This is a genomic window from Microbacterium dextranolyticum (genome assembly GCF_016907295.1).
Classification (GTDB): Bacteria; Actinomycetota; Actinomycetes; order Actinomycetales; family Microbacteriaceae; genus Microbacterium; species Microbacterium dextranolyticum.
Genome location: NZ_JAFBBR010000001.1, coordinates 2126796 through 2149054 on the forward strand (window position 1 = coordinate 2126796; position 22259 = coordinate 2149054).

The 22259-nt window shown below is 64.7% G+C and carries 14 protein-coding genes; 5 read left to right on the forward strand and 9 right to left on the reverse strand.

Translation table 11 applies throughout. From position 1 onward, the window contains the following. Window position 1 precedes the first annotated feature (1 nt). A protein-coding gene (locus tag JOE64_RS09870; RefSeq protein ID WP_204964308.1) for an IS5 family transposase occupies window positions 2–866 on the reverse strand; the annotation gives its coding sequence in 2 pieces (ribosomal slippage) (window positions 2–520 and window positions 522–866; 864 coding nt in all). Window positions 867–1279: 413 nt separating this feature from the next. Here JOE64_RS09870 and JOE64_RS09875 point away from each other — a divergent pair. The 4 genes from JOE64_RS09875 to JOE64_RS09890 all read left to right on the forward strand — a co-directional run bounded on the left by JOE64_RS09875 (window position 1280) and on the right by JOE64_RS09890 (window position 5395). Beyond that, the gene (locus JOE64_RS09875) at window positions 1280–2356 is read left to right on the forward strand and encodes a type I restriction endonuclease (RefSeq protein ID WP_204964093.1); all 1077 of its coding nucleotides are present in this window, start codon (window positions 1280–1282) and stop codon (window positions 2354–2356) included. Between the two features lie 135 nt (window positions 2357–2491). After that, window positions 2492–2638: a hypothetical protein gene (locus tag JOE64_RS09880; protein ID WP_204964094.1), complete on the forward strand. Its 147-nt coding sequence runs from the start codon at window positions 2492–2494 to the stop codon at window positions 2636–2638. A 160-nt stretch (window positions 2639–2798) separates the two neighbouring features. Further along, complete coding sequence (locus tag JOE64_RS09885; protein ID WP_204962472.1) at window positions 2799–4100, forward strand: ISL3 family transposase; 1302 nt, start codon at window positions 2799–2801, stop codon at window positions 4098–4100. A gap of 107 nt (window positions 4101–4207) precedes the next feature. Next, window positions 4208–5395 (forward strand): IS481 family transposase, encoded by a 1188-nt coding sequence (locus tag JOE64_RS09890; RefSeq protein WP_204964095.1) that lies wholly within the window; start codon window positions 4208–4210, stop codon window positions 5393–5395. A gap of 371 nt (window positions 5396–5766) precedes the next feature. On the opposite strand, the gene JOE64_RS09895 is transcribed toward JOE64_RS09890, so the two are convergent. Then, on the reverse strand, window positions 5767–6378 hold the full coding sequence (locus JOE64_RS09895) for a hypothetical protein (RefSeq protein ID WP_204964096.1): 612 nt from the start codon (window positions 6376–6378) through the stop codon (window positions 5767–5769). A gap of 113 nt (window positions 6379–6491) precedes the next feature. Here JOE64_RS09895 and JOE64_RS09900 point away from each other — a divergent pair, with 113 nt between their 5' ends. After that, window positions 6492–6671 (forward strand): MerR family transcriptional regulator, encoded by a 180-nt coding sequence (locus JOE64_RS09900; RefSeq protein ID WP_239531742.1) that lies wholly within the window; start codon window positions 6492–6494, stop codon window positions 6669–6671. A 276-nt stretch (window positions 6672–6947) separates the two neighbouring features. On the opposite strand, the gene JOE64_RS09905 is transcribed toward JOE64_RS09900, so the two are convergent. From JOE64_RS09905 to JOE64_RS09935, 7 genes are all read right to left on the reverse strand, one after another. Further along, complete coding sequence (locus JOE64_RS09905; RefSeq protein ID WP_204964097.1) at window positions 6948–9062, reverse strand: hypothetical protein; 2115 nt, start codon at window positions 9060–9062, stop codon at window positions 6948–6950. Next, window positions 9059–10075: a hypothetical protein gene (locus JOE64_RS09910; RefSeq protein ID WP_204964098.1), complete on the reverse strand. Its 1017-nt coding sequence runs from the start codon at window positions 10073–10075 to the stop codon at window positions 9059–9061. Before JOE64_RS09910 ends, JOE64_RS09905 begins: the two co-directional genes overlap by 4 nt. Before the next feature lie 349 nt (window positions 10076–10424). Beyond that, window positions 10425–13166 carry an AAA family ATPase gene (locus tag JOE64_RS09915; RefSeq protein WP_204964099.1) on the reverse strand — a complete coding sequence of 914 codons (2742 nt, stop codon included), beginning with the start codon at window positions 13164–13166 and terminating at the stop codon, window positions 10425–10427. A gap of 464 nt (window positions 13167–13630) precedes the next feature. Then, window positions 13631–15541, reverse strand: a complete 1911-nt coding sequence (drmB, locus tag JOE64_RS09920) for an MrfA Zn-binding domain-containing protein (protein WP_204964100.1) — start codon at window positions 15539–15541, stop codon at window positions 13631–13633. Continuing rightward, window positions 15538–19059: a helicase-related protein gene (locus JOE64_RS09925; RefSeq protein WP_204964101.1), complete on the reverse strand. Its 3522-nt coding sequence runs from the start codon at window positions 19057–19059 to the stop codon at window positions 15538–15540. The genes drmB and JOE64_RS09925 overlap by 4 nt, the downstream gene beginning before the upstream one ends. Then, window positions 19056–20753, reverse strand: coding sequence for a nuclease-related domain-containing DEAD/DEAH box helicase (locus JOE64_RS09930; RefSeq protein ID WP_204964102.1), 1698 nt, complete (start codon window positions 20751–20753; stop codon window positions 19056–19058). Before JOE64_RS09930 ends, JOE64_RS09925 begins: the two co-directional genes overlap by 4 nt. Continuing rightward, the gene (locus tag JOE64_RS09935; RefSeq protein WP_204964103.1) at window positions 20750–22258 is read right to left on the reverse strand and encodes a hypothetical protein; all 1509 of its coding nucleotides are present in this window, start codon (window positions 22256–22258) and stop codon (window positions 20750–20752) included. Before JOE64_RS09935 ends, JOE64_RS09930 begins: the two co-directional genes overlap by 4 nt. Window position 22259 lies beyond the last annotated feature (1 nt).

A 22259-nucleotide genomic window follows, 5' to 3' on the forward strand; every position in this document is an offset into this window, starting at 1 on the left:
GCTAAATCCATTGAAGGGCGGCTGAGAGGCAGATCCCGGCTGCGTACGAGTTGGCGGTCTTGTCGTATCGGGATGCGAGTCCTCGCCACTGCTTGATGAAGTTGAAGGAGCGCTCAATGACATTGCGGCCCTTGTAGCGTTCCTTCTGCTCATGACCGAAATCGATAGGGCGGCCCGCTCGCTTTCGGCGGTGGGCGATCTGGTCGTCGCGTTCGGGGATCGTGGCCTTGATGCCGCGCTCGCGCAACCACGCCCGGTTCTTCTTCGAGGGGTATCCCTTGTCTGCGAGCACCCGCTCGGGCCTGGTACGCGCGGGCCCTCGCCCCGCGACGTGGATCTCGTCGAGAACGTCGGTGAACATGCTCGTGTCCGCGACCTGCCCGCCAGTGAGGACGAACGCGAGCGTCCGGGCCTGCCCATCGCACACGAGATGGATCTTCGTCGTCAATCCGCCGCGTGACCGGCCGATCGCGTGATCAGGCGGCTCCGGCCCGGATTTCTTGTAACTCGATCCAGCCCCCTGTGCTGCGGGGAAGGGTTGCGCCGTGCTGGTGGACGCGAGCGATCGAGGAGTCAACGGACACGACCCACTCGATCTCGCCCTGAAGCGATGCGCGACGCTGCACGTGAGCGAGCAGATCTTCCCAGACCCCCTCGGCCGCCCATCGACGGAAGTTCTTATAGATCGTGTTCCAGCTCCCGAAGCGCTCGGGCAGATCCCTCCATGCAGAACCCGTCCGGAACCGCCACGCAGTCGCCTCGACCACCACGCGTCGATCCACGGGGGGACGCCCCCGTGAATTCGCCGGCGGGAACACCTCCCGGATCAATTCCCAAGCCTCGTCCGTGATGACATCTCGCGACACGATCCCAGCATCACCCACGCACCCCGGAACCACATTTAGCAACACGGCCTAGGTGAGTCGAGAGCTTCTCGACAAACGGGCTGTGGTCATAGCGAATCTCAGCGGCGAGCGCGCGCGTAGCGAGCGGCTCGGTCGTGTAGATGAGCGAAGTGGTCACCGGCTTCTCCTCGGGCAATCTTCGTGACGCAGCTTATCGATGCGGCCCAGAGCGAGGAGTTTGCGCGTAGCGCATCCGCTCTCACCGCTATGTCGGGCCTCCACGCAATCGCTAACAAGCGACACAGCGCCTCTCTCGGCCGTCCAATCCCATACTCCGTCGGTAGTAGACACGGCGCTCGCTGCGAAAGTGGTATCCAATTGTCCGATACGCTCGCTCGTATTCGCGCACATCAGCTTGACCATGAGGGAGAACGATGGAGTTCACGGACCGTCTCAGTGCACTGGCAACGAAGGTCAAGAATCAGGCCGATGCGATAGCTACGGAAGAGGCCACGAAGAATGCCTTCGTCATGCCGTTCATCTCGACAATCCTCGGATACGACGTCTTCGACCCGCTCGAAGTCATCCCGGAGTACACCGCCGACGTCGGTGTCAAAAAGGGCGAGAAGGTCGACTATGCGATCGTCCGTGACGGTGAGGTGCAAATCCTCATCGAGTGCAAAGCGTCTCTCGGACAACTCAAGATCGAGCATGCCTCGCAGTTGTTCCGTTACTTCTCAGTCACGAACGCACGCCTCGCCGTTCTAACGAATGGCGTCGTATGGAAGTTCTACACCGACTTAGACGCCCCGAACCGGATGGACGCGAAACCGTTCCTCGTGCTCGATCTGATGGATATCGACGAGACGCTGATTCCAGAGATCCAGAAGCTCAGCAAGGACAGCTTCGACCTGCACTCGATCATCAGCGCCGCGGAGGAACTCAAGTACGTCGGCGCGCTCAAGCGTGAGATCGCTGCCCAGTTCCGCGATCCGTCGGACGAATGGATCAAGTTCTTCACCAGCCGCGTGTACGAGGGTGCGTTCACCCAGCGCGTCCGGGAGCAGTTCACCTCGCTTGTCGGGAAGGCCTCTCGACAGTTCCTCACCGAAAGCGTCAACGACCGCCTGAAAACTGCCCTGGGCGCAACGACACTCGTTTCCAACGAGGCCCCTGTCACCAGCGAGCCGGTGGTCGAGCTTGACCTCGACCGTGACACCGAAATCGAGACGACGCTGGAGGAGCTTGAGGGCTACCAGATCGTGAAGGCGATTGCCTGCGGCGAGGTCAAGCCCAACAGGATCACTCAGCGCGATGCGAAAAGCTACTTCGCCGTTCTACTCGATGACAACAACCGCAAACCGGTCGCGCGCCTCCACTTCAACTCGAAACAAAAGTACCTTGGGCTACTCGACGCGGACAAAAACGAGACACGACATGCGATCGAGTCGCTCGACGAGATCTATCAGTATGCCGACGAGATTCGCGAGGCAGTTCGCAGATACAGCTGAATCGTCTGCCGCTCACGCAGAGGGATCGCCCCTCACTGCCGCATCCGCCACGACCATGTCGGTAACAATGGGAAGGTCAGCTTCCGCCGCGTTGTGCGCATGCACCACCTCGGCGCCGAACACCGAGGCACACCCGTGCTCCTGCTTGCCGACGACACCACCGTCACCGTCATCCACCTCGACACCGGCGAAATCGTTGCGACCAACACCATCGACCCCGCCAGAACCTACTGGCGAAACAACGAGAGAGAGCCCGGCCGATGGCCGGGCTCTCTCTCGTGAATGTCACCTATGTCGCGACTCAGATGTCTCCCATGTCGCGACTTATCAGGCTCTTCGCAGTTGAGGGTGTAGTCGAGGGTCGGCGGCTGGTTCGCGGATAGACGTCGAGGTCTTCCAGGATGGAAGTTCTCACACTGCCCATCTGCCGGAAGACCTCGACTTGCACCACCCTACGTTCGCGACCCCTGACCTCACCACGTTCTGCCGTCTCGATGAGCTCGGCCTCGAAGCCATCGGCCAGTTGATCGAGCCCGACCGGGCGGTACTCGAGTGCCGCGTCGTTGACGATGACCCGTGGTGTCGGAAGTGTGGCGCCGAGGGCGTGCCGCGCGACACCGTGACGCGTCCGCTCGCGCACGAGCCGTTCGGTCACCGGCCCACGACGCTGCTGGTGCGGGTGCGCCGCTACCGGTGCGGCCACTGCCGCCGCACCTGGCGGCAGGACACGACGAACGCGGCGGCGCGGCGGGCGAAGATCTCCCGCGGCGGGGTCGGGTGGGCGCTGAAGGCGATCGTGGTCGACCACCTCACCGTCTCCCGCGCCGCGGCAGGCCTGGGGGTGTCGTGGCACACCGCGAACACCGCGATCCTCGCCGAGGGCAAGCGGCGGCTGATCGACGATCCGGCCAGGTTCGACGGCGTCACCACGATCGGCGTCGACGAGCACGTCTGGCGTCACACCCGGTTCGGTGACAAGTACGTGACCGTGATCATCGACCTCACGCCCGCCCGCAACAAGACAGGTCCCGCACGGCTGCTGGACATGGTCGAGGGCCGGTCGAAGCAGGTATTCAAGGAGTGGCTCGCCGCCCGGCCTGCGGAGTGGTCGAGCCGGATCGAGGTGGTCGCGATGGACGGGTTCTCCGGGTTCAAGACGGCCGCGGCCGAAGAGCTCCCCGACGCGGTTCCGGTGATGGACCCGTTCCACGTCGTCCGCCTGGCCGGCGACGCGCTCGACCGGACCCGGCAGCGCGTCCAGCAAGACACCCTCGGGCACCGCGGTCACGCCGGCGACCCGCTCTACGGGGTCCGCCGCACCCTCCACACCGGCGCGAGCTTCCTCACCGAGAAGCAGACCGCGCGGCTCGACGCGGTGTTCGCCGCCGAGGAGCACGTCGAGGTCGAAGCGACCTGGGGCATCTACCAGCGCATCGTCGCCGCCTACCGCGAACCCGACAAGAACAAGGCGAAGGAGATGATGCGGGCGGTGATCGATTCCGTCAGCAGTGGCGTCCCCGCGATGCTGGCCGAGATTTGCCGGCTCGGTCGGACGTTGAAGCAGCGCGCCGCGGACGTCCTCGCGTTCTTCGACCTGGCCGGCACGAGCAACGGTCCGACAGAGGCGATCAACGGCCGACTCGAGCATCTCCGCGGCTCCGCGCTCGGCTTCCGCAACCTCGCGAACTACACAGCCAGGAGCCTGCTCGAGGCCGGAGGTTTCAGACCCTCCCTACACCCTTGATTCCGAAGAGCCACTTATCACACGGTGCCCCTGGAGGTGTCTGGGTTCACGACATAGGCGACAGGTGATCGGCGACACGTGAGTCGGTTCATAGGCGACAGTGGTGGATGTCGTCGAAGCATCGGGTCGTGGTGTTGAAGGTCGTCGCCGGGGAGCTGTCGGTCACGGCGGCCGCCGCCGACTATGGGGTGTCGCGGCAGTATCTGCACAAGCTCCTCGCCCGCTACCGGGACGAGGGCTTGGACGGGTTGGACGCCCGGTCGCGGGCACCGTTGAGTAGCCCGCACGCGGTCACCGACCGGGTCCGTGACCGGGTGGTCCAGCTACGCCGTGCACTGACGGCGGCGGGGACGGATGCCGGCCCGGTCACGATCGCCTGGCACCTGCGACAGGAAGGACCTACCGCCCCCTCGACGTCCACGATCCGCCGCATCCTGCACACGGCCGGGCTGATCACTCCCGAACCCCGCAAACGCCCGAGATCGTCCTACGTTCGGTTCGAAGCCGCGCAGCCGAACGAGACATGGCAATCCGACTTCACCCACTGGCGCCTCGCCGACGGCACCGACATCGAAATCCTGAACTGGCTCGACGACCACTCCCGGCTCCTCCTCAGTTGCACCGCCCACCGCCCGGTGACTGGACGCGATGTGGTCGACACCTTCCTCGCCACCGTCGACACCTACGGACCGCCCGCCTCGACCCTGACCGACAACGGCCGCGTCTACACCGCCCGCCACGGCGGCGGCCGCAACGAGTTCGAGTACCTCCTCGCCGCCCTCGGTATCCGGCAGAAGAACGGCACCCCCAACCACCCGCAAACCCAGGGGAAGATCGAACGGTTTCATCAGACCCTGAAGCGATGGCTGAGCGCCCGCCCCCGCGCCGCCACAGTCCTCGAGCTGCAAGCTCAGCTCGACACATTCCGGGAGCACTACAACACCGCCCGCCCGCACCGCGCACGCGACGGACAGACGCCGGCCACCGCCTACGCCACATCACCGAAAACCGCCCCAGCCGGCAACCGGCCTGATGCCACCCACTACCGGATCCGATACGACCACGTCGGCAGCAACGGGAAGATCAGCTTCAGAAGAGCCGCCCGCATGCACCACCTCGGCATCGGCGTCGAACACCGCGGGAAACGCTGCATCCTCATCGCCGACGAACACACCGTCACCGTCATCCACCTCGACACCGGCGAAATCGTTGCGACCAACACCATCGACCCCGCCAGAACCTACTGGCGAAACAACGAAAAAGAGCCCGGCCGATGGCCGGGCTCCCTCTCATGAATGTCACCTATGTCGCGACTCAGATGTCTCCTATGTCGCGACTCATCACACGGTGCCCCTGGAGGGATTCGAACACGTTTTGAGCATTCTGCATAGCGACGCAAAACGACGAAATCCGCGGAATTACGCGGATTTTTCGAAGCGCTGCAGCATCCAGCGACGTCCGAAAACAGCCAGTTGGAAATGGAATGCGGGCAAAAAGCGGGCAAGAGTCACCAGTGCTGGTGCGGTGATCAGGCGTATGCCGAAAACGAATGCGGGCAAGAACGAATTCGGCCTGCGCACAACTCGCCTCATCTGAGCAGTTTGCTCGCTCTGACGCGATCCGTCGAGCAGAGTGCGGAAATAGCTCTCGTTGCTTCAGATTGTCGTCAGCGCCCGATCGAGGGGCCAGACGGCGACGTCGGGCCGAGGTGCGGACGGGTCAGTTCCTCTTCGTCCGCCCGCATGCGGTTGTACGTCTCGCGCGCGATCAGATCGTCAGCGAGGCCGGATTCGCGTGCGCGAGCCATCATGCGCGTCGCCGTGCTGACGCTCACACTGAGCTGTTCCGAGACGAGTTTGAGGGGAGCCAGGTTCACGGACGTTGCGATTCGGTAGAGCCGCACCGCCTCGCGAACCGTCTCTTCGTAGGTGCGATCGGTACGCGACCTCACCTCCGCGAGGTACTGGCTGAGGGACTCGGCCTTGCCGCTCTCACGGGTCACGGTGACCACGCGCATCGACGAGTACGCGACGAGGTACTGCACACGCACTTCGCGCAGCGCCGCGGCGGTCGCCTCGTCGCCCTCCCCCGCGCGGTCGAGGCGGACGGATGCGGCCGCGGTGCGCCGGAGCTGCTTGTCGAACACCACATGAAGCCGGATGACTCCCGCGACGTTCGGCTCACCGGTGGCGACAGCATCCCACGCCGTGGGGATGCACACTCCGTCGCCGACGTCGATCCGCTCGCTGTCGGTGACCTCGATCTCAACGTCGCTCATGCCACGAGCCTGGCACGGTTCCCGGCTGGTGAGCAATACATGTCGCGGATTGCTCACGACAAGAGTACGGTGTGGGCAAGTGATGACACGCATTGCTCACCGAGGAGAAGGACATGAACAATTCAAGCAACTCACTCGCCCTGACGATGAAGGATGCCGCCAAGCTCGTCGGCGTGGACTACCGCACCATCAGGCTCGGCATCGAGAGCGGAACCATCCCCACGATCCAGCTCGGCCCGCGCCGGATGATCCCCCGCATCCCCCTGCTTCGAGTGTTCGGGATCAACCCCTGAAGCTGGTGACGCGGTCCCGCTGGCCGACCATTCTGGGACTTGAGCGCGGCGCTGAGTTGTGCTGCCGCGATCCTGCACGGAGAGACGGTCACGCCCGCGCGTGGATGTGGAAGACACTCTGAACGACGGAGAGAGCCGGCTGACACTAGAAACGCTCCCGGATATCCCGGGGCGAGTCAGGTTGAGCTGCTCGGTCAGTGGTGGACGTGTTGCTGCTTCGCGAATCGATCGAAGCACGCGGCGAGCGTGAAGCGTCGCTACGGCAGGCGTCCTGCGTTACAACGAGATGCCCTTCTGCTCTGCCCAGATCGCGAACTCCTCTACGAAGGCACGGTAGCCCACATTCTCGAGGTTAAGGTCCACGATGTCCCGGACGGAAAAGTCGGCAAGGTGTAGAAAGTAGACCCCGTCCTCCTTCGCGATGATATTCCGCTCGACCCCGAAATCATGGGCGGCACGGCTCGCCCGGCCCTTGGCGAGAATCGTGTCCATCACATCGGCGGGGTAGTTGGGATCGCCCTTGACCATCGATTGCCTGATGAACCAACGCGCGTTGGACTGAAACGCACCAGCGGCTGCCCAAATCTGCGGTGTCACCGTTCCATCTGAGGGTCTCGAAGCCCGGAACGATGTCCATGGGTACGCAGTCTCTGATGCAATTAGCTTGAGCAGAGAAGCGCTCGGAGGCGCGACCCGCCGGGTTACACCGCTGACTCGTTGCGTCTCAATGAACGAGGGCTGCTCGTCGGGGCTGGGTCGCAGCCGCAACTCCGGCGCCTCCGAAGCGAATTCCCCACAAGTGATATCCGCGAGGGGCCCTACGGAGAACTCTTGTGCTCCTTCCCCAGCAACTACCCGAAGCGACGGAACATTGAGGTCCGTTCGAGCGATCCCCTGAGCGAGGTAAAGCGCCTCGCCCGGACTGAACTGCGAGGTGACGGCGTGAACGTCAATTCCGGCCTCCACGAGTCGCGCCTCGACGAGAACGCCCATACCTCGCTGGTCCGGGGTTTGCTCTTCAACAGAAAGCTGGACATCATCGCGAAATTCAGCGGCATGTGACGCCACGAGGAGCGTTAGGGCTGTCGAATTTACTGCATCGAGACCCATCTCCTTCGACAACGCAAGACGCATGAGGATTGGGGAAGGAGCGACGGCGGGATCGCACCAGCTGTCACGAATCACCCTCGCGCGGATGGGATCCGTCTCCCCCAGCGTTGACGCCACCACGTAGTCTCGAAATGCCGCATTGGTGAATCGCAAGAGCGGATTGTCCAGTGTTTCGAGCCCTCCCGCAACGAACGGATGAACTCGGAACTGCTCGCGGATCTGAGTCTCAATCTCGACCCACCACGCTTCATCGGCGGGTTCCACTTCCGGCGTGATGGGAACGTCGAGGGGACGGTCGGCCATCAACAGTGAAAGTTGAAGGTCTCGCGTGTAGCTAAGACGTCCGTAGTCAGCCTTATCGGCGTCTCCGGCCCCGAAGCTCTTCGCGAACTTCTCCGTCTCGCGGTCGAGTACCTTCTGGATGATCTGTATCAGGAGGCCCCAGACGTGCTCGGTCGTACCGGCCCGCTTGATTTCGTTCAGGACTCGCATCATATTTACTTCTGGGTCGTAGAACGTTGCGAGCGCGTCCAGCACAGGAGCGTAACCGACAAACGAGTTCGCCTGAAACCAATCGCGTGCCCCAAGCGCATCCATAACCAGATCGAAGAACGCACCCAGAAAATCCTGGAGTTCTTGGGCGGGGCCAGAACCACTTGACCCGAGAGCTTTTAGCCGAACGAACGCCCTCGCCTGATCCTCCGTGAAGAACGCCACGTCGATGCGAGACACTGGAGTTCCGGTTTGCTCAAGAACTCGCGCCGTCTCGTCGATCGTATCCGGACGGCCAAGAATCACCGCTGCCGGCCGCCCGAGACCACCAGCTCCGATCAGGTCGGCCAGGTCATTGATCGCGACTCCATAATCTTGAGGGCCGTTCCCGACAAGAGCCTCATCGGCAGAATCTATGATGAGCGTCGCTCGACCAGCATGAAGTTCGGCGATCAACTCCAACGCCTGTTGGCCGCCCAGCCGACGTCCGAGGGCTCCGGTAAAGAACGCTTCACCGATCCTTCGTCCGGCCAGGTCCACGAGAGGATTCCTCGTGCGCAGCCCCAACTCGCGGGCCAGCACAGACTTTCCTACGGCGGCAGGCGCCGCAATAAGGAGGACACGTCCCTTAGATAAGTCGTCGATGGAATTACTTGCAAGAAAGTTCGGCTCGATGAACCCCGCAAGCCCGCTACGGATGACCAGTGGATCTGCGAGTGTAGTCGTCCGTGTACTTGCCGAGCCGACCATTTCGACCAGCTGGTCGAACGTCATCGGGGTTTCGATCACGACTTCTCCTCTTTGGGTCCGACTCGATTTGTAAGCCACGCCGCAGCCCGCCAACCTACCAACGCAAGCACTAGGCCCAGAACAGCCACCACGATAGCAACCCACCACTTTTGAAGCGGGACGCCCCAGACAGCCGTCGGCAACAAATTCATGCCCAAGTAGGAGAACCAAATGGACGGAAGGAGCAACGCCGCGCCGATTCTGGCGAGGAGGCGGTCGCGCGCTTGGGCGCGTTCGTCTTCGGCGAGTTGGTTCCGGTTGGCCTGTTGAATCTGCTCGCTCAAGCGAATATTGGTGACACTCGCCATGGCCGCGACCGCGGCATCGGTGCTCGCAATTGCCGCCTCCAATTGTGCAGTCGCCGTATCCCGCACGCCCTCCTGTCGTAGCAGAAAGAGCGCCCGCTGTAGCCGTGCTCTACTAGCGATCGCATGAAGGAAGCCCGCCCCGTGATCGCCTGGCTCGTACGCCCCAGGCCTCGAACCAGCATCAGCCAGCGCTTGTACTACCGCATCCAATGCGGCGTCAACGACGTGGACGCTGGACTCCTCAAGTGCCGACGCCACGGCATCGGGAACACGTTCCCAATCCAAGGGATCACGCATGGCCCGGACGAGTCGAAGAACGATCGATCGAATGGAAGAATCACCGAGGGCCGGGGTGGAGCCGTCCCACGGGCTAGGCAACGCGCCGATTGGCGCGACGCCGACGAATAGTAGCTCCGGACGGCTGACGACGTGCGTCACGTGCAGTGCGTTGCGCGAGGAGCCCATCAAGCCAATTGTCGATACCTCGGCATGCTTCCTGGTGGCGCTTCCCAGTTGGAGTTGTAGTTCGAGGGCTAGAACATGCGTGTCTATGTCCTTGCGGCTCGGCGCATCGGGGAAGTAGCGGAGGACGATCGCACGACCGTCGGGCTGAAGGAGGTCGGCGCCGACTGCGCCCGGCGCCACCTCTCGTACACCTGCCCCGGACACGACGTATGCGCTGTTGAGGCCAGCGGCGGGATTCATGCTTTAACCACGGCGGCGCCGGCGCAAATACCGACCGCGTCAAGCGAGATCCAGTGAATAAAGCGCCGGACGGGAAGAACGTCAGACACGCGTTGGATCCACGCCCTCAGGCGTCGCGAAGCGGCAGAGCTGAACCTCTCGAACACACGATCTCCAGGGATGCTAGATGCGCGTCTATCATGCCATCTTCCCGCCTACCCGAGGAGCCCGACCCTCCTGCGCAAAGCTCAGCATCGCCTCAAGTCATGTAGGGCGGTCGCTAATGCGAAGCGCGCATCTCACGTCGTCGGCGGCCCTGTGTAGCTGGTCATTCTGCGTGCTATCGAGCACCCTCCATCGCGGGTAAGCTTCACATCCCCATCCCCCACCCCGCACTCGGCGTCCCAACCACCGGTCCGGTCTCGATCACCGCATCGCGCTCCCTCGCGGCTCGCTGCAGCTCCGCCACCGCCGCGCGCACCGCATCCTGCATCGTCAACTCGGGCGTGCCGCGCTGCATCGAGTCAGCGAGGCAGTCGCGAGCCTCGGCATCGGTCCGCGCAACGACGATCGCGGCGTTGTGCACCCGCCCGCGGGTGAGGCCGACGTAGAGCCCCGCGGCATCCACACCGGGACCGACCACCGACGCGTCGGCCGTGTCACCCTGCACGCCATGCACGGTGGACGCGTACGCGAGCTGCAGGTGCTCGCGCGCGTAGTCGGCAGACACACGCGCCAGCTCGCCACTGTCGCCCACCGACACGAGGTCGACGGACTCGTCGCGGATCTCGCGAACGATCCACTGTGCACGGTTCTCGACGCCGGTGCGCCGGTCGTTGCGGCGGGTCTGAACGGTGTCGCCCACGAGGAGGCGCTGCTCCCCCATCCCCCAAGCGACTGTGCCGGAGTCGAGTTCGCCTTCCTCGACGCGCCGCTGCTGGATGGCGTCGTTGATGGCATCCGCTTCGGCATTCGTGCCGGACACGAGCGTCACTCGCTTGCCGCGCGCATGCCACTCGAAGTACGCCTCGATCATCTGGTCGCGTGCTGCGTCGAGATGATCGACCCGGTCGACGTGACCACTCCCCGCGAGCTCGCGCGCCACCGACAGCGCCTGCTCGCGTTCGCCCGCGTTCCGCAGCCGTAGCGTGAGCGCCGCGTAGTCAGGATCGCGGAACCGGTGCACCGTGTCGAGCTCGACGGCGGCGTTCGCGTGCCGGATCGCGGAACCCATCGCGCCCGCGTGCCCGACCGGCACCGCCTGATGCGTATCCCCCACGAATGCCAAGCCGACACCGTTCTCGATCGCGAGCTCGACGAGAACGTTCGCCGCCTGCAGGTCGACCATGCCGGCTTCGTCGACGACGATCCGATCGCGTGGGCGCAGGGGGTATCGAGTCGGGCCGCCGTAGACGGCGCCCGTCGCGACGTCGACATCCCCCGGGCGAAGCCGCGTCCAGACCATCGCGCCCGCCTCATCGCGGCCCCATCGATAGCCATGGTCCAAGAGAAGTGCGTGCAGGCTGGATGCCGCGGCCCCGACCTCACTGGACGCCACCGACGCCGCCTTGCGCGTGGGAGCAACGACGAGCATCCGCCGGCGCTGCGCCGCGAGCGCGGCGAATGTGACGCGGAGCATTGTCGTCTTGCCTGTGCCGGCGGGTCCGGTCACCGTTACGAGACCGTCGGTGCCGGCGATGGCGCACGCCGCGACAGCTTGCGATGCATCCAGAGCCGAAACATCTTCGTCGTGCGCGAGCTCGCGCAACTCGTGCGGCAGCAGCGAGCGCCCCGGTCGGGCGATCACGTCCAGACGCCCAGCGAGGCGTACTTTGGCGCGCACGGTCGCGGTAGCCATGAAGGCTTTCACGTGCGCGGGTGGAGCATCGGCGATGACGCGGTGCGCGGCACGAGTGGCGCGCTCGGTGACGTCGGAGATGACTCCGTCGACCCGGTCACGATCGGCAACGACGCCCGTGCGTGAGAGTGCGCGGACCGCGCCCGCGCGGAGGTCGAAAACGCTGAACCGCCCACCGCTCGAGGTGGAACGTTGGTCCGCGTCGACAACGGCCTGCGCAGCGAGCAGATCGAGGTCGACGTCCTCCAGGCCGCTGGCAGCGAGGGGAACGGCCGCGCGCGGCGCGATCAGACTCGGATCGACCGCCGCGATCTCGTCGCGGACCGTCGCCTCCCACGACTCCTCATCGATGTCGGCGGGCTTGTTCGGACGCGCCACGGCCCAGGCGCGGCGGTCGATCTGCTGCAGGGTCTCGATGCTCGGCGCCGATCCTCCGTGCTCGGCCGACCATTCCGCGATCAGGCGCGCACGGTTGGACTCGATCTGCGCCGATCGACGCGACAGTGGACGCACAGCGCCGGCGAGTTCGGCGATCTCTCCCTGGTCGTTGAGCGTGTACCCGTGTCGGGCGAGCGCGGCGATCCATGCGGGGTCGGTGCGGGCTGCGAGTTCGCCTTCGGCGTTGATGACGGTGTGCAGCTTCATCGCGACACGGGAGTCGAGGTTCGACCATTTGCCATCGGCACCGAGCACCTTGATGTTCAACCACAGGTGGCGGTGGATGTGCGGGTCGAGGGCGCGGGAGCGGCGGTGCTGCAGCTCGACGACTTCGATGCGGGTGATGTCCTCGCGGATGAGTCCGTTGTGTCCGCGCCGCGCGTTGAGCTCGGTCTGCCAAGTGAGCAAGATGCGGTCGCGGAGGCGGTCCTGCAGCGCCTCGAACTCAGTAGCGAGATCCGAGTGCAGGAGCGCGGCGATGCTGTAGGTCTTGGGGTGATTGATCGTCCCGTCCAGGAGCAGATCGGCGTCAGGGCATAGCCGCTGGTGGCCGCGCTCCTCCCCCGTGATCGGGTCGTGACCGGTGATCCAGACACGCAGCCCGCCGGCGGTGAGCTGATCGCTACCGATCCGGCCGCTCGCGACGATGAACCTCGTGACGGTCGACTCGGATGCCTCGGCGTACGCCTCGAGCGCCTCCGCGCCGCTCGTTTGCGATCGATAAGCGTCGCAGGTTCCCTCGAGCGCGTAGGCGATCGCCTGCCGAACTCCGCGGGAGTCTACGCCCCGCTTCCATCGCTCCAATCCTCCGCGCATGGCGTCAGGTTAGGCTCCCGATTTGGCGATTATCCAGGTATTTTTCGCGGATGCAGGCAAGTGGAGCGAGATGGCTCTACTTGACGTCGGCCATCACGGATGCCTGCGTGCATCGCTGACGTTGACTTGATCGATGATGTTGACTTGCTTCGCTGACACTTCGTCTGGCCGTTGTGCACCTGGCGTCCGCTTGATAGTCCCGCCCTCGTGCGCCTTACTTTCACGGTCGGTCGGCAAGAGGGCGACCCCGTCTTCGAAGCGGCACGTGTGACTCTTTCGAGCGGGCTGTGGCGACGCAGGAATGGCTCACCCAACCTTGTGTCGGCGGCGCTCGAACTCTGAACGTTTTCGGCGCGCCGCTATCGATCAGTTCTCAAGCGCCGTCGACCGTCGACGCCTCGAATGCCGCACGCGGCCTGACTTGTGCGCGTGCGGTCCATCCAGAGGAACGTCGTACGCGCCGATCAGAGGGAAGAATAGTATCCGAGGTCTGGCTGATCAAAAGTTCCGATTAGAAGTCCTCGGTCGAGGAACTGGTTGTATTCCTCGCAGCTCGTCTCGGGGAGGAGGGCACATCCATGGCACGCGGCGCCATTGCAGGAGTTAACGCCTTGACCCTTCTCGCCCGTGTCCATGCAGACTGGATCGGTGGAGCACCATCGCGCGTCGGAGATCGCGGACTGCACGACCGGGACGAGGTTCTCTGGGCGCGCCATCCGGACGAGTCCGCCCATAGTTCCCTCGGAATCGCCTGCCGCCGTGTAGATCAGCACGGCGGCCATCTCCGCCCCTGCCGCGTGGGACACGTAGAGCCGCTCACGCAGCGACGCGGAACTGTACCCGCAGGTGAAAATCAATTCGTTGATCAGGACATGCGCGAAGGTATGGAGCATGACGAAGCGCGGTGAGATGTCGCGCGACTGCAACCCACGAGTCTGCGCCGCGACCCGCTGCCTGGCCTGGATCAAGCCCGCCCGGGCCTGCACCTCGGGACGCTGTTCCCAGGCCCCGATGGCGTTCGGTTCGAACTCGAGATAGATGCCCTCACCCTTCACCACGTAGGCAGGAAGCCAGTCCTGCTCCGGCAACAGAGCCGAACGGCGCAGCAACGCCTTGCCAGAAGAAATCCTTAGCGAGTCATCGCGCACTCTAGTAAAGCCGTAGAGCGCCCTCGTCTCCCGAAGCACGTCGACGCTCCGCACCCTCGCAACGAACGGGGCAAGAGCGGGATCCAGCCCAGGGTCGCTGGCCGCGAGACGCGAGTCCGAGGGAGTTTCTCGCATGGCGCGGAACTCCGGAAGCCGCCAGATCTCGTCGGCTGATGGAGCTTCCGCGGCAGCATCTTCTGACGGCGGTTGGATCTCCTCGCCGCCAATACCGAAACGATCACGGTAGGCCGCGAGCAATTCGTCGTCGCTGACGGGAAGTATCCGCTCGGGCGGAACACTCCGGGTAAGTACCTTCCGAAGCGTCGCGGCATCGAGGTCCGGACCGTACGCGACGTGGAGAGCATTGAGCGCGCCGGCAACTGAGGGATGGCCGAGCAACTCGTGGACTTCAGTGCTGACGGCTCCCTCCTCGATCGGAATGTAGATCGACGACTGGACCTTGGGGAAATACACGTTGCCGGACCCCCGGAGCGCGCCCCGGATCGGCAGTCCGCACGGGCTGGACTCCACCGCGAGCCACGGCTTCGCTCCGGGACACTCGTAGACGTCGCCGCCGCCGGCGAGCCGATCCGAAAGCGTGGTGCGCTCCTCACCGTTCTCGGTCCGGGAGTCGGTGATGCCCCGGAGTGACCGGCTCTGGCCGCACTCGCAGCTGACGGTCTGCCCCTCGAGGCCTCCGCCGCCCGACGCCTTCAGGCGGAGAACCCCGCCACACGTCGGATTGATTGACCGGTGCACCCACTCGGAGAACGGGAAGTCGTCGAGGTGGCCGTCCGCGCAGATCGCGACGAACGGAACCTGGGTCATGCGCGGCTTGTACTTCGCGTCGTCGTGCGCCTTGTCTTTGCAACGCTCGATCTGGCGCATCGTTAGAGTGCTCATTTCGATGCGCTTGCAGTAGGGGCAGAAGTTCCACCGCGGAAACCGGAGGACCGGGACTTTGAGCCCGCGGTTGCGCTGGTCCCCTTGGCCCGAGTTCCTGCGGTAGTCCGGCGGCAGTCTGAATGCCGCGACCGCGAGACGCTCTTGCAAGCGCCAGTCATGCTCTTCGTACTCCGAGAGTTCGAAGTTCGGGTTCTCCCCCGGGCCCGGATACCAATGGTCAATGCCAGCGGTAATCACGGAAGTGCCGTTCACGAGCACGCTCATCGCCCCGACCCCAAACGGGGTGACGAGCTGGGCTCGCCGCATGTTTCCGGTGCTCATGGGGCCTCTCCGTTCGCCAGTCCATCCGCGATTGCATACGCGGTCGAGATCTCGATCGAGCACTCGGCGTCGACGTTCCGCATGCTCATGGGAACGTCCCACATCGTCGCCTTGCTTCCGAGGTCCGGAAGCTCGCCCGCCGACCGCATAAGCCCTTGTAGCGGATCTCCGCCGCCGAAGGCGTTCGCCGACCACTCCGTTCGCTGCCACGCGCTCCACTGCCGTCGGCGCTCACCGACGAGCGCATCGAACGCGGGAAGCTCCTCCGCGTTCACCGACTCGGCGCGCTTCCGGAGAAGCTCAACAGCCTCGTCGAACTCCGCCTGGGGAAACGGGTTCGGCGGCAGCGCGGGCGAGGTCTGCCGGATGCGGGCAATGACCGCGGCGTGCAGGGCGCGCCGAAGCACGGGATTGGCAAATGGCGTGACCGAGGTCGGCTCCACCTGCGCGTAGAGCTGCTGGTGGTAGGTCCTGAACCGTTCGTAGTGGCTGCGATCACGCGGTTTGGCCGCGCCATAGACGGTGAGCACGAGACCCGGCGACACCTCTGGCTTGCGGCCGACGCGGCCGCTGACCTGGATGTATTGAGCCGTGGTCTTGGGCTGTCCCACGATCGTCATCAGCGCGAGCCGGTCGATGTCGACGCCGACCTCGATGATGTTCGATGCCAGGCAGATGTCGATGCAGCCCTTCTCGCCGTACTGCTTCTTGAGGAGATCGATCGCCTCGGGAATCTCGTCGCTGCGACGTCGCGATGTCAGTTCCATCACGATCCGCGGCCAGCGTGGGCGCTCGAGGCCGTCGCGGAAGCGCAGCCCTGTCAGGTAGTCCGGCACGTCGGACTCGAGAAGGTAGACGGTGTTGCCGAGTTCACGAAGCGAGTTCAGGAAGTTCAGGTTCGTCCAGTAACCGTCGCGGTCCGCATCGTTCGGGATGCTCGCCGCGCCATTGAGGGTGGCCGCGGTGACGCGCACCTGCACCGTCTGCATCGAGCCGAGGGAGCCGCTCATAATGCCGAGGTAACGACGGCCCGGCGCCCGCGAGCCGTCGTCGAGCATCTCCGGCTCGGCGAAAAAGGAATGACCCTCCTCCAGTCCATGTGGAGGGAACAGTGCCACGTCACCCCGCCCGAACACGCCGAGAACTTGGTCTTCGTATCGTCGGATCGTCGCCGTCGACGCGATGATCTTCGGAGGGATCGCTTCGTCCCCTCGACGGTCGGTACAGAGATCGTCGATCACGGGCTCGTACAGGCCGACCATCGACCCGAGCGGACCGGAAATGAGATGCAGCTCGTCCTGGATGATCAGGCTGGGCGGAGACACGACGCGTCCGCCGTCGGGGCCAAGCCCGAACAGCGATCGCGCGTCCGGCGTCCACGCCAACATGGCAAACTTGTCGACGGTCCCGATCACGAGGCTCGGTCGCTTCTCGTAGATGTCCTGGTCGACTACGTGAACGGGCAATGTCCGGGTGCGGCCCCCGAACCGACAATCGGGGTCCGGACAGCGGAACACGACTCGGTCATGGAGCTCGATGTACCCCACAACGTCCGTGCTGTCATTGTCGGGCGTCCGCCCCATGCGAGTGCCGCACCAGGGACATCGTGACAGCAGGAACGGATTCTCCTGTCGGGCATCGGTCTTCATCTTCCGGAGGCCGGCGATTGCCTGCTTCCAATTGTTGGGCGTCGAGGAGCGCCCGAGCCAGATGCCGATGCCGAACGGGGAGCCGCCGAGTTCGCCTTCCGCGCGAGACCGAATGTCTTCAAGGACGCAGATGAGCGCGGCGGCCCGAAGGAACTGCTGCGCGGTGAGAAGCCGGAGCGTGTACCGCATCAGCGTGTCCGTACCAATGTCATCGGGGTCGCGCAGCCGTCGCGCGAGTAGCGAAACGGCTGCGGCACCGAGATACGCCTCCGTCTTGCCGCCGCCGGTCGGGAAGAAGATCAGGTCGACGACCGACCGGTGCGCCTCGGACGGCAAGATGAGCTCGGGCAGGGTCGCCAACACGAAGGCGATCTGAAACGGGCGCCACTGCCCCTGCTGCGGAGTCGGGACAACCTCCGGAGCCGGGCTATCGATGATAGGCCCACGCTTGGTCGGCTTGACCGTGCGATCAGGCAGGCGCGAGCGAAGCTGCTGGTAGAGCATCGCCTCGTTGGCGAGCGCGAACGCTCGCGCGGCAAGCGGGTCGGATTGCACAAGCTGCCAGCCCGCCTCCATCCGCCCCAGCGCTTCGTCGCACAGATCCATGTGCCGGGCGGCCGCTTGGTGGAAGCGCTCGGGAAGATCCGGGATGAGCGCCCGCTGATCCTCGATCCACTGCCCGTACAGGCGAAGGACGAGGTCGACCTGCTGACGTCCACTGTCGCTTCCCGCTGCCAGTTCCTGCATGGAAACCGTTACGGCGCGGCGTTTGCCGCTGGCATCCGTTAGGTACGCGCCGTGCTGATCGCGGAGATAGACATTGGGCGTGAGACTCACGACCTCGTACGAAGGCATCGGGTCAGTCCGGACCCACCCTGCCGCACGTCCGGCGCCTTCGTCCCACAGCGCCGCGCAGCCGTGACCGATCGCGAACGTCGACTTGTTGCGGTACAGGAGATTGATCGAGCGCTCTTCGTCGTCGCGCTCTGTCAGATGCACAGAAGGGTACGGCTGGATCGAGGCCCCGCTGGCGGCCCGGACCTCAAATCCGCTTTGGAAAAGCGCGTGAGCGTTGCCCGAGCCGGGATCAACGTTGACGAGCGCGACTGTCACGAGGCGGCTCTGCGGGTCAGATTCCCCCGGCACCGGTCGGGCGTACAGCTGCACCTGCGGAAGCAGCCGATGGAGCGTCGCATCCTCCGAGCCGTCCTCGCTGACCGGGCGAACCGGCACCACGAGCCGTTCGAACGTCCCTGACCTCAGACTCGCGCTAGCGACCGTTCCCGCGAGCGCGAACGGCTGGCGAAGCCACCACTCCGCCTGATTGTGGACACCGGGGATAGTGACGCCGTAGCGCTTGTAGGAAGCTCCCCAGGCGCGCAGCTCCAGCGAACCCCCGTCCGGCACTCGCACCTTGAAAGAGACCGCCATCGCCGAAGGTTTGAGGCTGTTGGCATCGGTGAGATCGAAGTCGTCGTCGTCGGGACGATCCTGATGAACGGATCCGGTGAACGTGACGTCCGGGGAGTTCGGATCGATGTCGTTGACTTCGAGCCCGGACACCCACGTCGTGTCGATGTCGGGAGCATCCTCGGGATCCGACGCAGCCGCGCCGACGGCGGACAGTGCTGTGGCTCCGCCGCCGAAAAGCACGCCGACTCCGTACCGCCGGAGCGGATCCATCTTGGTCAGAAGCTCCTGCCCCGTCGCGGCGTCATGATAGACGAACGCCTTCGCCTGCTCGACGGACAGAACGATGTTCGCTCCCGCGCAATCGACGGGCGTGCCCAAGTGCAGCTCGTCGCCCGGCCCGAACAGCTCGCGTCGAACCGCCCGCTCGACGTGGTCCCTCGCTTCAACACCGCTCATGCCGCTCCCCCAAGTAGTAACCGCATCGTGCTTGTCTCGATAAGGGCCACCAGCCTGTCGGTGGCCCTGGTGATGCCGACGTACAGCAGCGCTTCGAATGGCGCCGCTCCGTCGCGGTCTAGATCGGTTAGGACCACTGCGGGCGCTTCTAGCCCTTTGAACGCATGGATCGTAGAGTAGACGACCTTGCCGGCCTGCCTGCGACGCCCGTCGGCGGGAACCAGGATCTGACGGAGCCAAGCGTCCGTGGACCTTGCGGCGACCGAATCTGCGCGCCGGGTACTCAGCACCGCGATCTCGCTCAACTCGTACCCCTCCTCGCGCAGCGATCTGATGGCGCCCGCGAGCTTGTCGGACTGGTCTCGCCCGCGCTCAAAACGGACGAATGTCGGGGCTACTCCGTCGTCGTGCCGTCGGTACCCCTGGTACCCGGGGAAGACATTGAAGGTCTCGGTCGCGTGAGCGATCCGGGGCAGATTGCGGCAGTTCACCTTCAACGTATAAGTGGTCAGATCGCCCACCCGCTCCCGAAGCAGCGGCCGGTTGTCCTCCAGATCGTAGATCGCTTGGCGGTCGAAGTCGCCGAACAGGAGCAGGCGTCCGCCGGCGACACCGTCTTTAAGGAGAAGATCAATCGCGTCGAAGACTGCAGGTTTCGCAAGGTCTTGAGCTTCGTCGATTACGACGAAATCGGCGCGCTTGTCGTCGTCCCACTCGAGCATGGCTTCTAGCGCCGAGTCGACGAGCTCACCGTCCCAAAAGTCCGGTCCAGCGTCGGCCGGCGCCGACTTGAGCCCGGCAATATCCAGCAGCTGAGCATGGAAAGTACCGGCAACGACGCCGTCGCTCTCGGCGAACGAGTCCTTGAGCTGCCGACCCAGATAGGCGTTGAAGCACATCAGCCTTCCGGTTCGCCCCTGCAACGCCTCGCGGCGCGCCGCTTCGGAGGCGAGGAGCGTCTTGCCGGTGCCGGCCGGACCGGTGAACAGAACCGCACGGTTGTCCGCCATAGCATCGAGCGCAAGATACTGCTCGTCTATGAACCGGATCAGCTCGCCTTCTCGCGACCGGCGCCGGTCTCCGAACGTCGTAGCGAACTCGAATCGAGGCCGCAGGGCGCTCGCGATCCTATCCGTCTGGTTCTGATCAGGACCCAAGTCGCCATGGAAAACGTGAAGAACCGAGTCAAGATGCGCCGAGCCGTCGCGCAGCGTTCGAAGGATTGCGCTCGCCGCTCCACGCTCCAGGTCGACCGAGTCCAGGATCTGCCAGTCGAGCCACTCTGGGCTCGAAGGGATGTGCGCTCGCGCACGTGTGTGCGTGAACCACGCCGCGCATACGATCGGCACCCCGTGGATATTCACCTGGTTCTTCGCGAGGTACTCGCGGATGGAATGCATGGCTTCGTCCGCTTGCTTGACAGGCCCCCGAGCAGTCGCCGGATTGTTACCCAACCGCCATCGTCCGTCGGCGAGCACCGCGACGCTCTGATGCGACTTGACTTCGATCACGAGCACACCATGGTTCGGGACGATCACGACGAAGTCCGCTTCGCCTTCGACCTGCCGGACATGTCTCGCTATGCCGAGCGAATGAAGGACGGTCCAATCCTCGGTCGCCGCGTCCGAGGCGAGTGCCGCGAAGAGATCCCTCTCTCCCGGCGGGGCGCTCTCGGCGCAGTAGCTGGGAATCATTCGAGCCATCGGCCACCTCCGTCAAGGAAAGGCTCCCGGGCATCGTGACGGGGAACTACGTTGGTGTGGGACGAGATCGCAAGCACGCGAGTTGCGATGATGTCGGCGAAACCCGCGCCATCGAGCTTCACGTGACCCCCAGCGCGTAACGCCTCGATGTCCGCGCTCGCCACGGCAAGCTCGAGCTGCTCTCGCATGCGGGAGGCTGCTCGGAAGCGCGCCCGCCGAAACTCAGTTGCGTTGGAGAAGGCTGGTTCGTCTGGTACCTCCAGCCATTGCAGCAACAGCTTGAAGTCCGAGTCGAGCTGAGGGCGCGCAACCGTCGGCCGCGTCCATGCCTCCGCTTGCTCGGCTGCTCTCACGCCGAGACGCCGAATCGTCGACTCAACGTGGGAACGCCCTGCACTCCGGAGCCGACCGAGCAGTGCCTGCTTCCACCGCTCCTGGGAAGACTCGACTACCGCGCGGCGGACGCCCATCGACGCCAAAGTCGCCTCATAGAGAACCGCCCGCTCGGTCACGCCGAGACGCAGCACGAGGTACGTTCCGGGTTCGACGGCCGCGACGTCGGTGTAGGTGACTCTCTCTCCGGCCGGCTGCGAGGGGTCCAGAGTGCGGATCCGCTCACCGTCATCCATCCAGATCGCGTAGCCGCCGCTAAGCAACACCTTCCGCACTACCACCTCGTCGACTCCCGGCTCCCGGTGAGCGCTAACCTGCGATCCCCACACTGGCGGCGGGGCGAAGTCCTCAATTGGCTCCCGCTCGGATGGCACCTCATCGACGGTCGGATTCAGGGTGCCGAGCTCGAAAACTCGAACGCGGGGGCGAATCGCTCCCTGCGCGTAGTCGGCAATTGCGGTCGCCGGCAGGCTCCGGTCGCCGAACCAGGACGGCACGAAGAAGGACACCTCGGGGGTCGGCGGGGCCGTGACGAGAGAGGTTCGCATCAGCCGGGGAGGTCCGACAACGTAGGCAATGTCCGCGATCAAGGTCGCGTCGGCGAGCATCCCCGGGGACACGACGCGGAATCCGAGAGGCCCAAGCCACGAGCCAATCTCGGCTCGCGAAAGGGTCCCGTCCGCCACTACTAAGCAGGCCGCCGGCCCTACTTCCAAGACGGACTCCCGCAGATAGGCGCCGACTGGTGGATCTTCCGCTGCGATGCGCTCGGCCGCCTCCGTGAGCGCGTTCAGCAGAGCGGTGCCGTCATCGCCGAGCGCGGGCCGGATAGCGTCGGCTTGGGCGACGACGGCGCGGGCAGCAGTTGTTACGGACGGGTTGAACTCGAGAGGTTGCGGCCGAAATGCGAGCCGCCAGCGGAGGGACTTCGCGGCGCCGAGGACATGCTCCCAGAGGTCGCTTCCGTCTTCCTCGGCCATGCGCGCTACGGCGCGTACGGCCGCGTTGAGTGCCGCGCCGTTCTCATCGGCGACGACGAAGAGGCTAACGCCGTCGCGGGCAACGGCCGTGGTCGCGCAGTACCGCTCGTTGACTGCGGCCACC

What these genes read in the sequence shown, in the direction of transcription:
- JOE64_RS09900 (WP_239531742.1), top strand. Translation starts at nt 6,492, where the DNA reads ATGAACAATTCAAGCAACTCACTCGCCCTGACGATGAAGGATGCCGCC.
- JOE64_RS09915 (WP_204964099.1), bottom strand. Translation starts at nt 13,166, where the DNA reads ATGCGCGGAGGATTGGAGCGATGGAAGCGGGGCGTAGACTCCCGCGGA.
- JOE64_RS09910 (WP_204964098.1), bottom strand. Translation starts at nt 10,075, where the DNA reads ATGAATCCCGCCGCTGGCCTCAACAGCGCATACGTCGTGTCCGGGGCA.
- drmB (WP_204964100.1), bottom strand. Translation starts at nt 15,541, where the DNA reads ATGAGCACCGGAAACATGCGGCGAGCCCAGCTCGTCACCCCGTTTGGG.
- JOE64_RS09875 (WP_204964093.1), top strand. Translation starts at nt 1,280, where the DNA reads ATGGAGTTCACGGACCGTCTCAGTGCACTGGCAACGAAGGTCAAGAAT.
- JOE64_RS09930 (WP_204964102.1), bottom strand. Translation starts at nt 20,753, where the DNA reads ATGATTCCCAGCTACTGCGCCGAGAGCGCCCCGCCGGGAGAGAGGGAT.
- JOE64_RS09895 (WP_204964096.1), bottom strand. Translation starts at nt 6,378, where the DNA reads ATGAGCGACGTTGAGATCGAGGTCACCGACAGCGAGCGGATCGACGTC.
- JOE64_RS09890 (WP_204964095.1), top strand. Translation starts at nt 4,208, where the DNA reads ATGTCGTCGAAGCATCGGGTCGTGGTGTTGAAGGTCGTCGCCGGGGAG.
- JOE64_RS09925 (WP_204964101.1), bottom strand. Translation starts at nt 19,059, where the DNA reads ATGAGCGGTGTTGAAGCGAGGGACCACGTCGAGCGGGCGGTTCGACGC.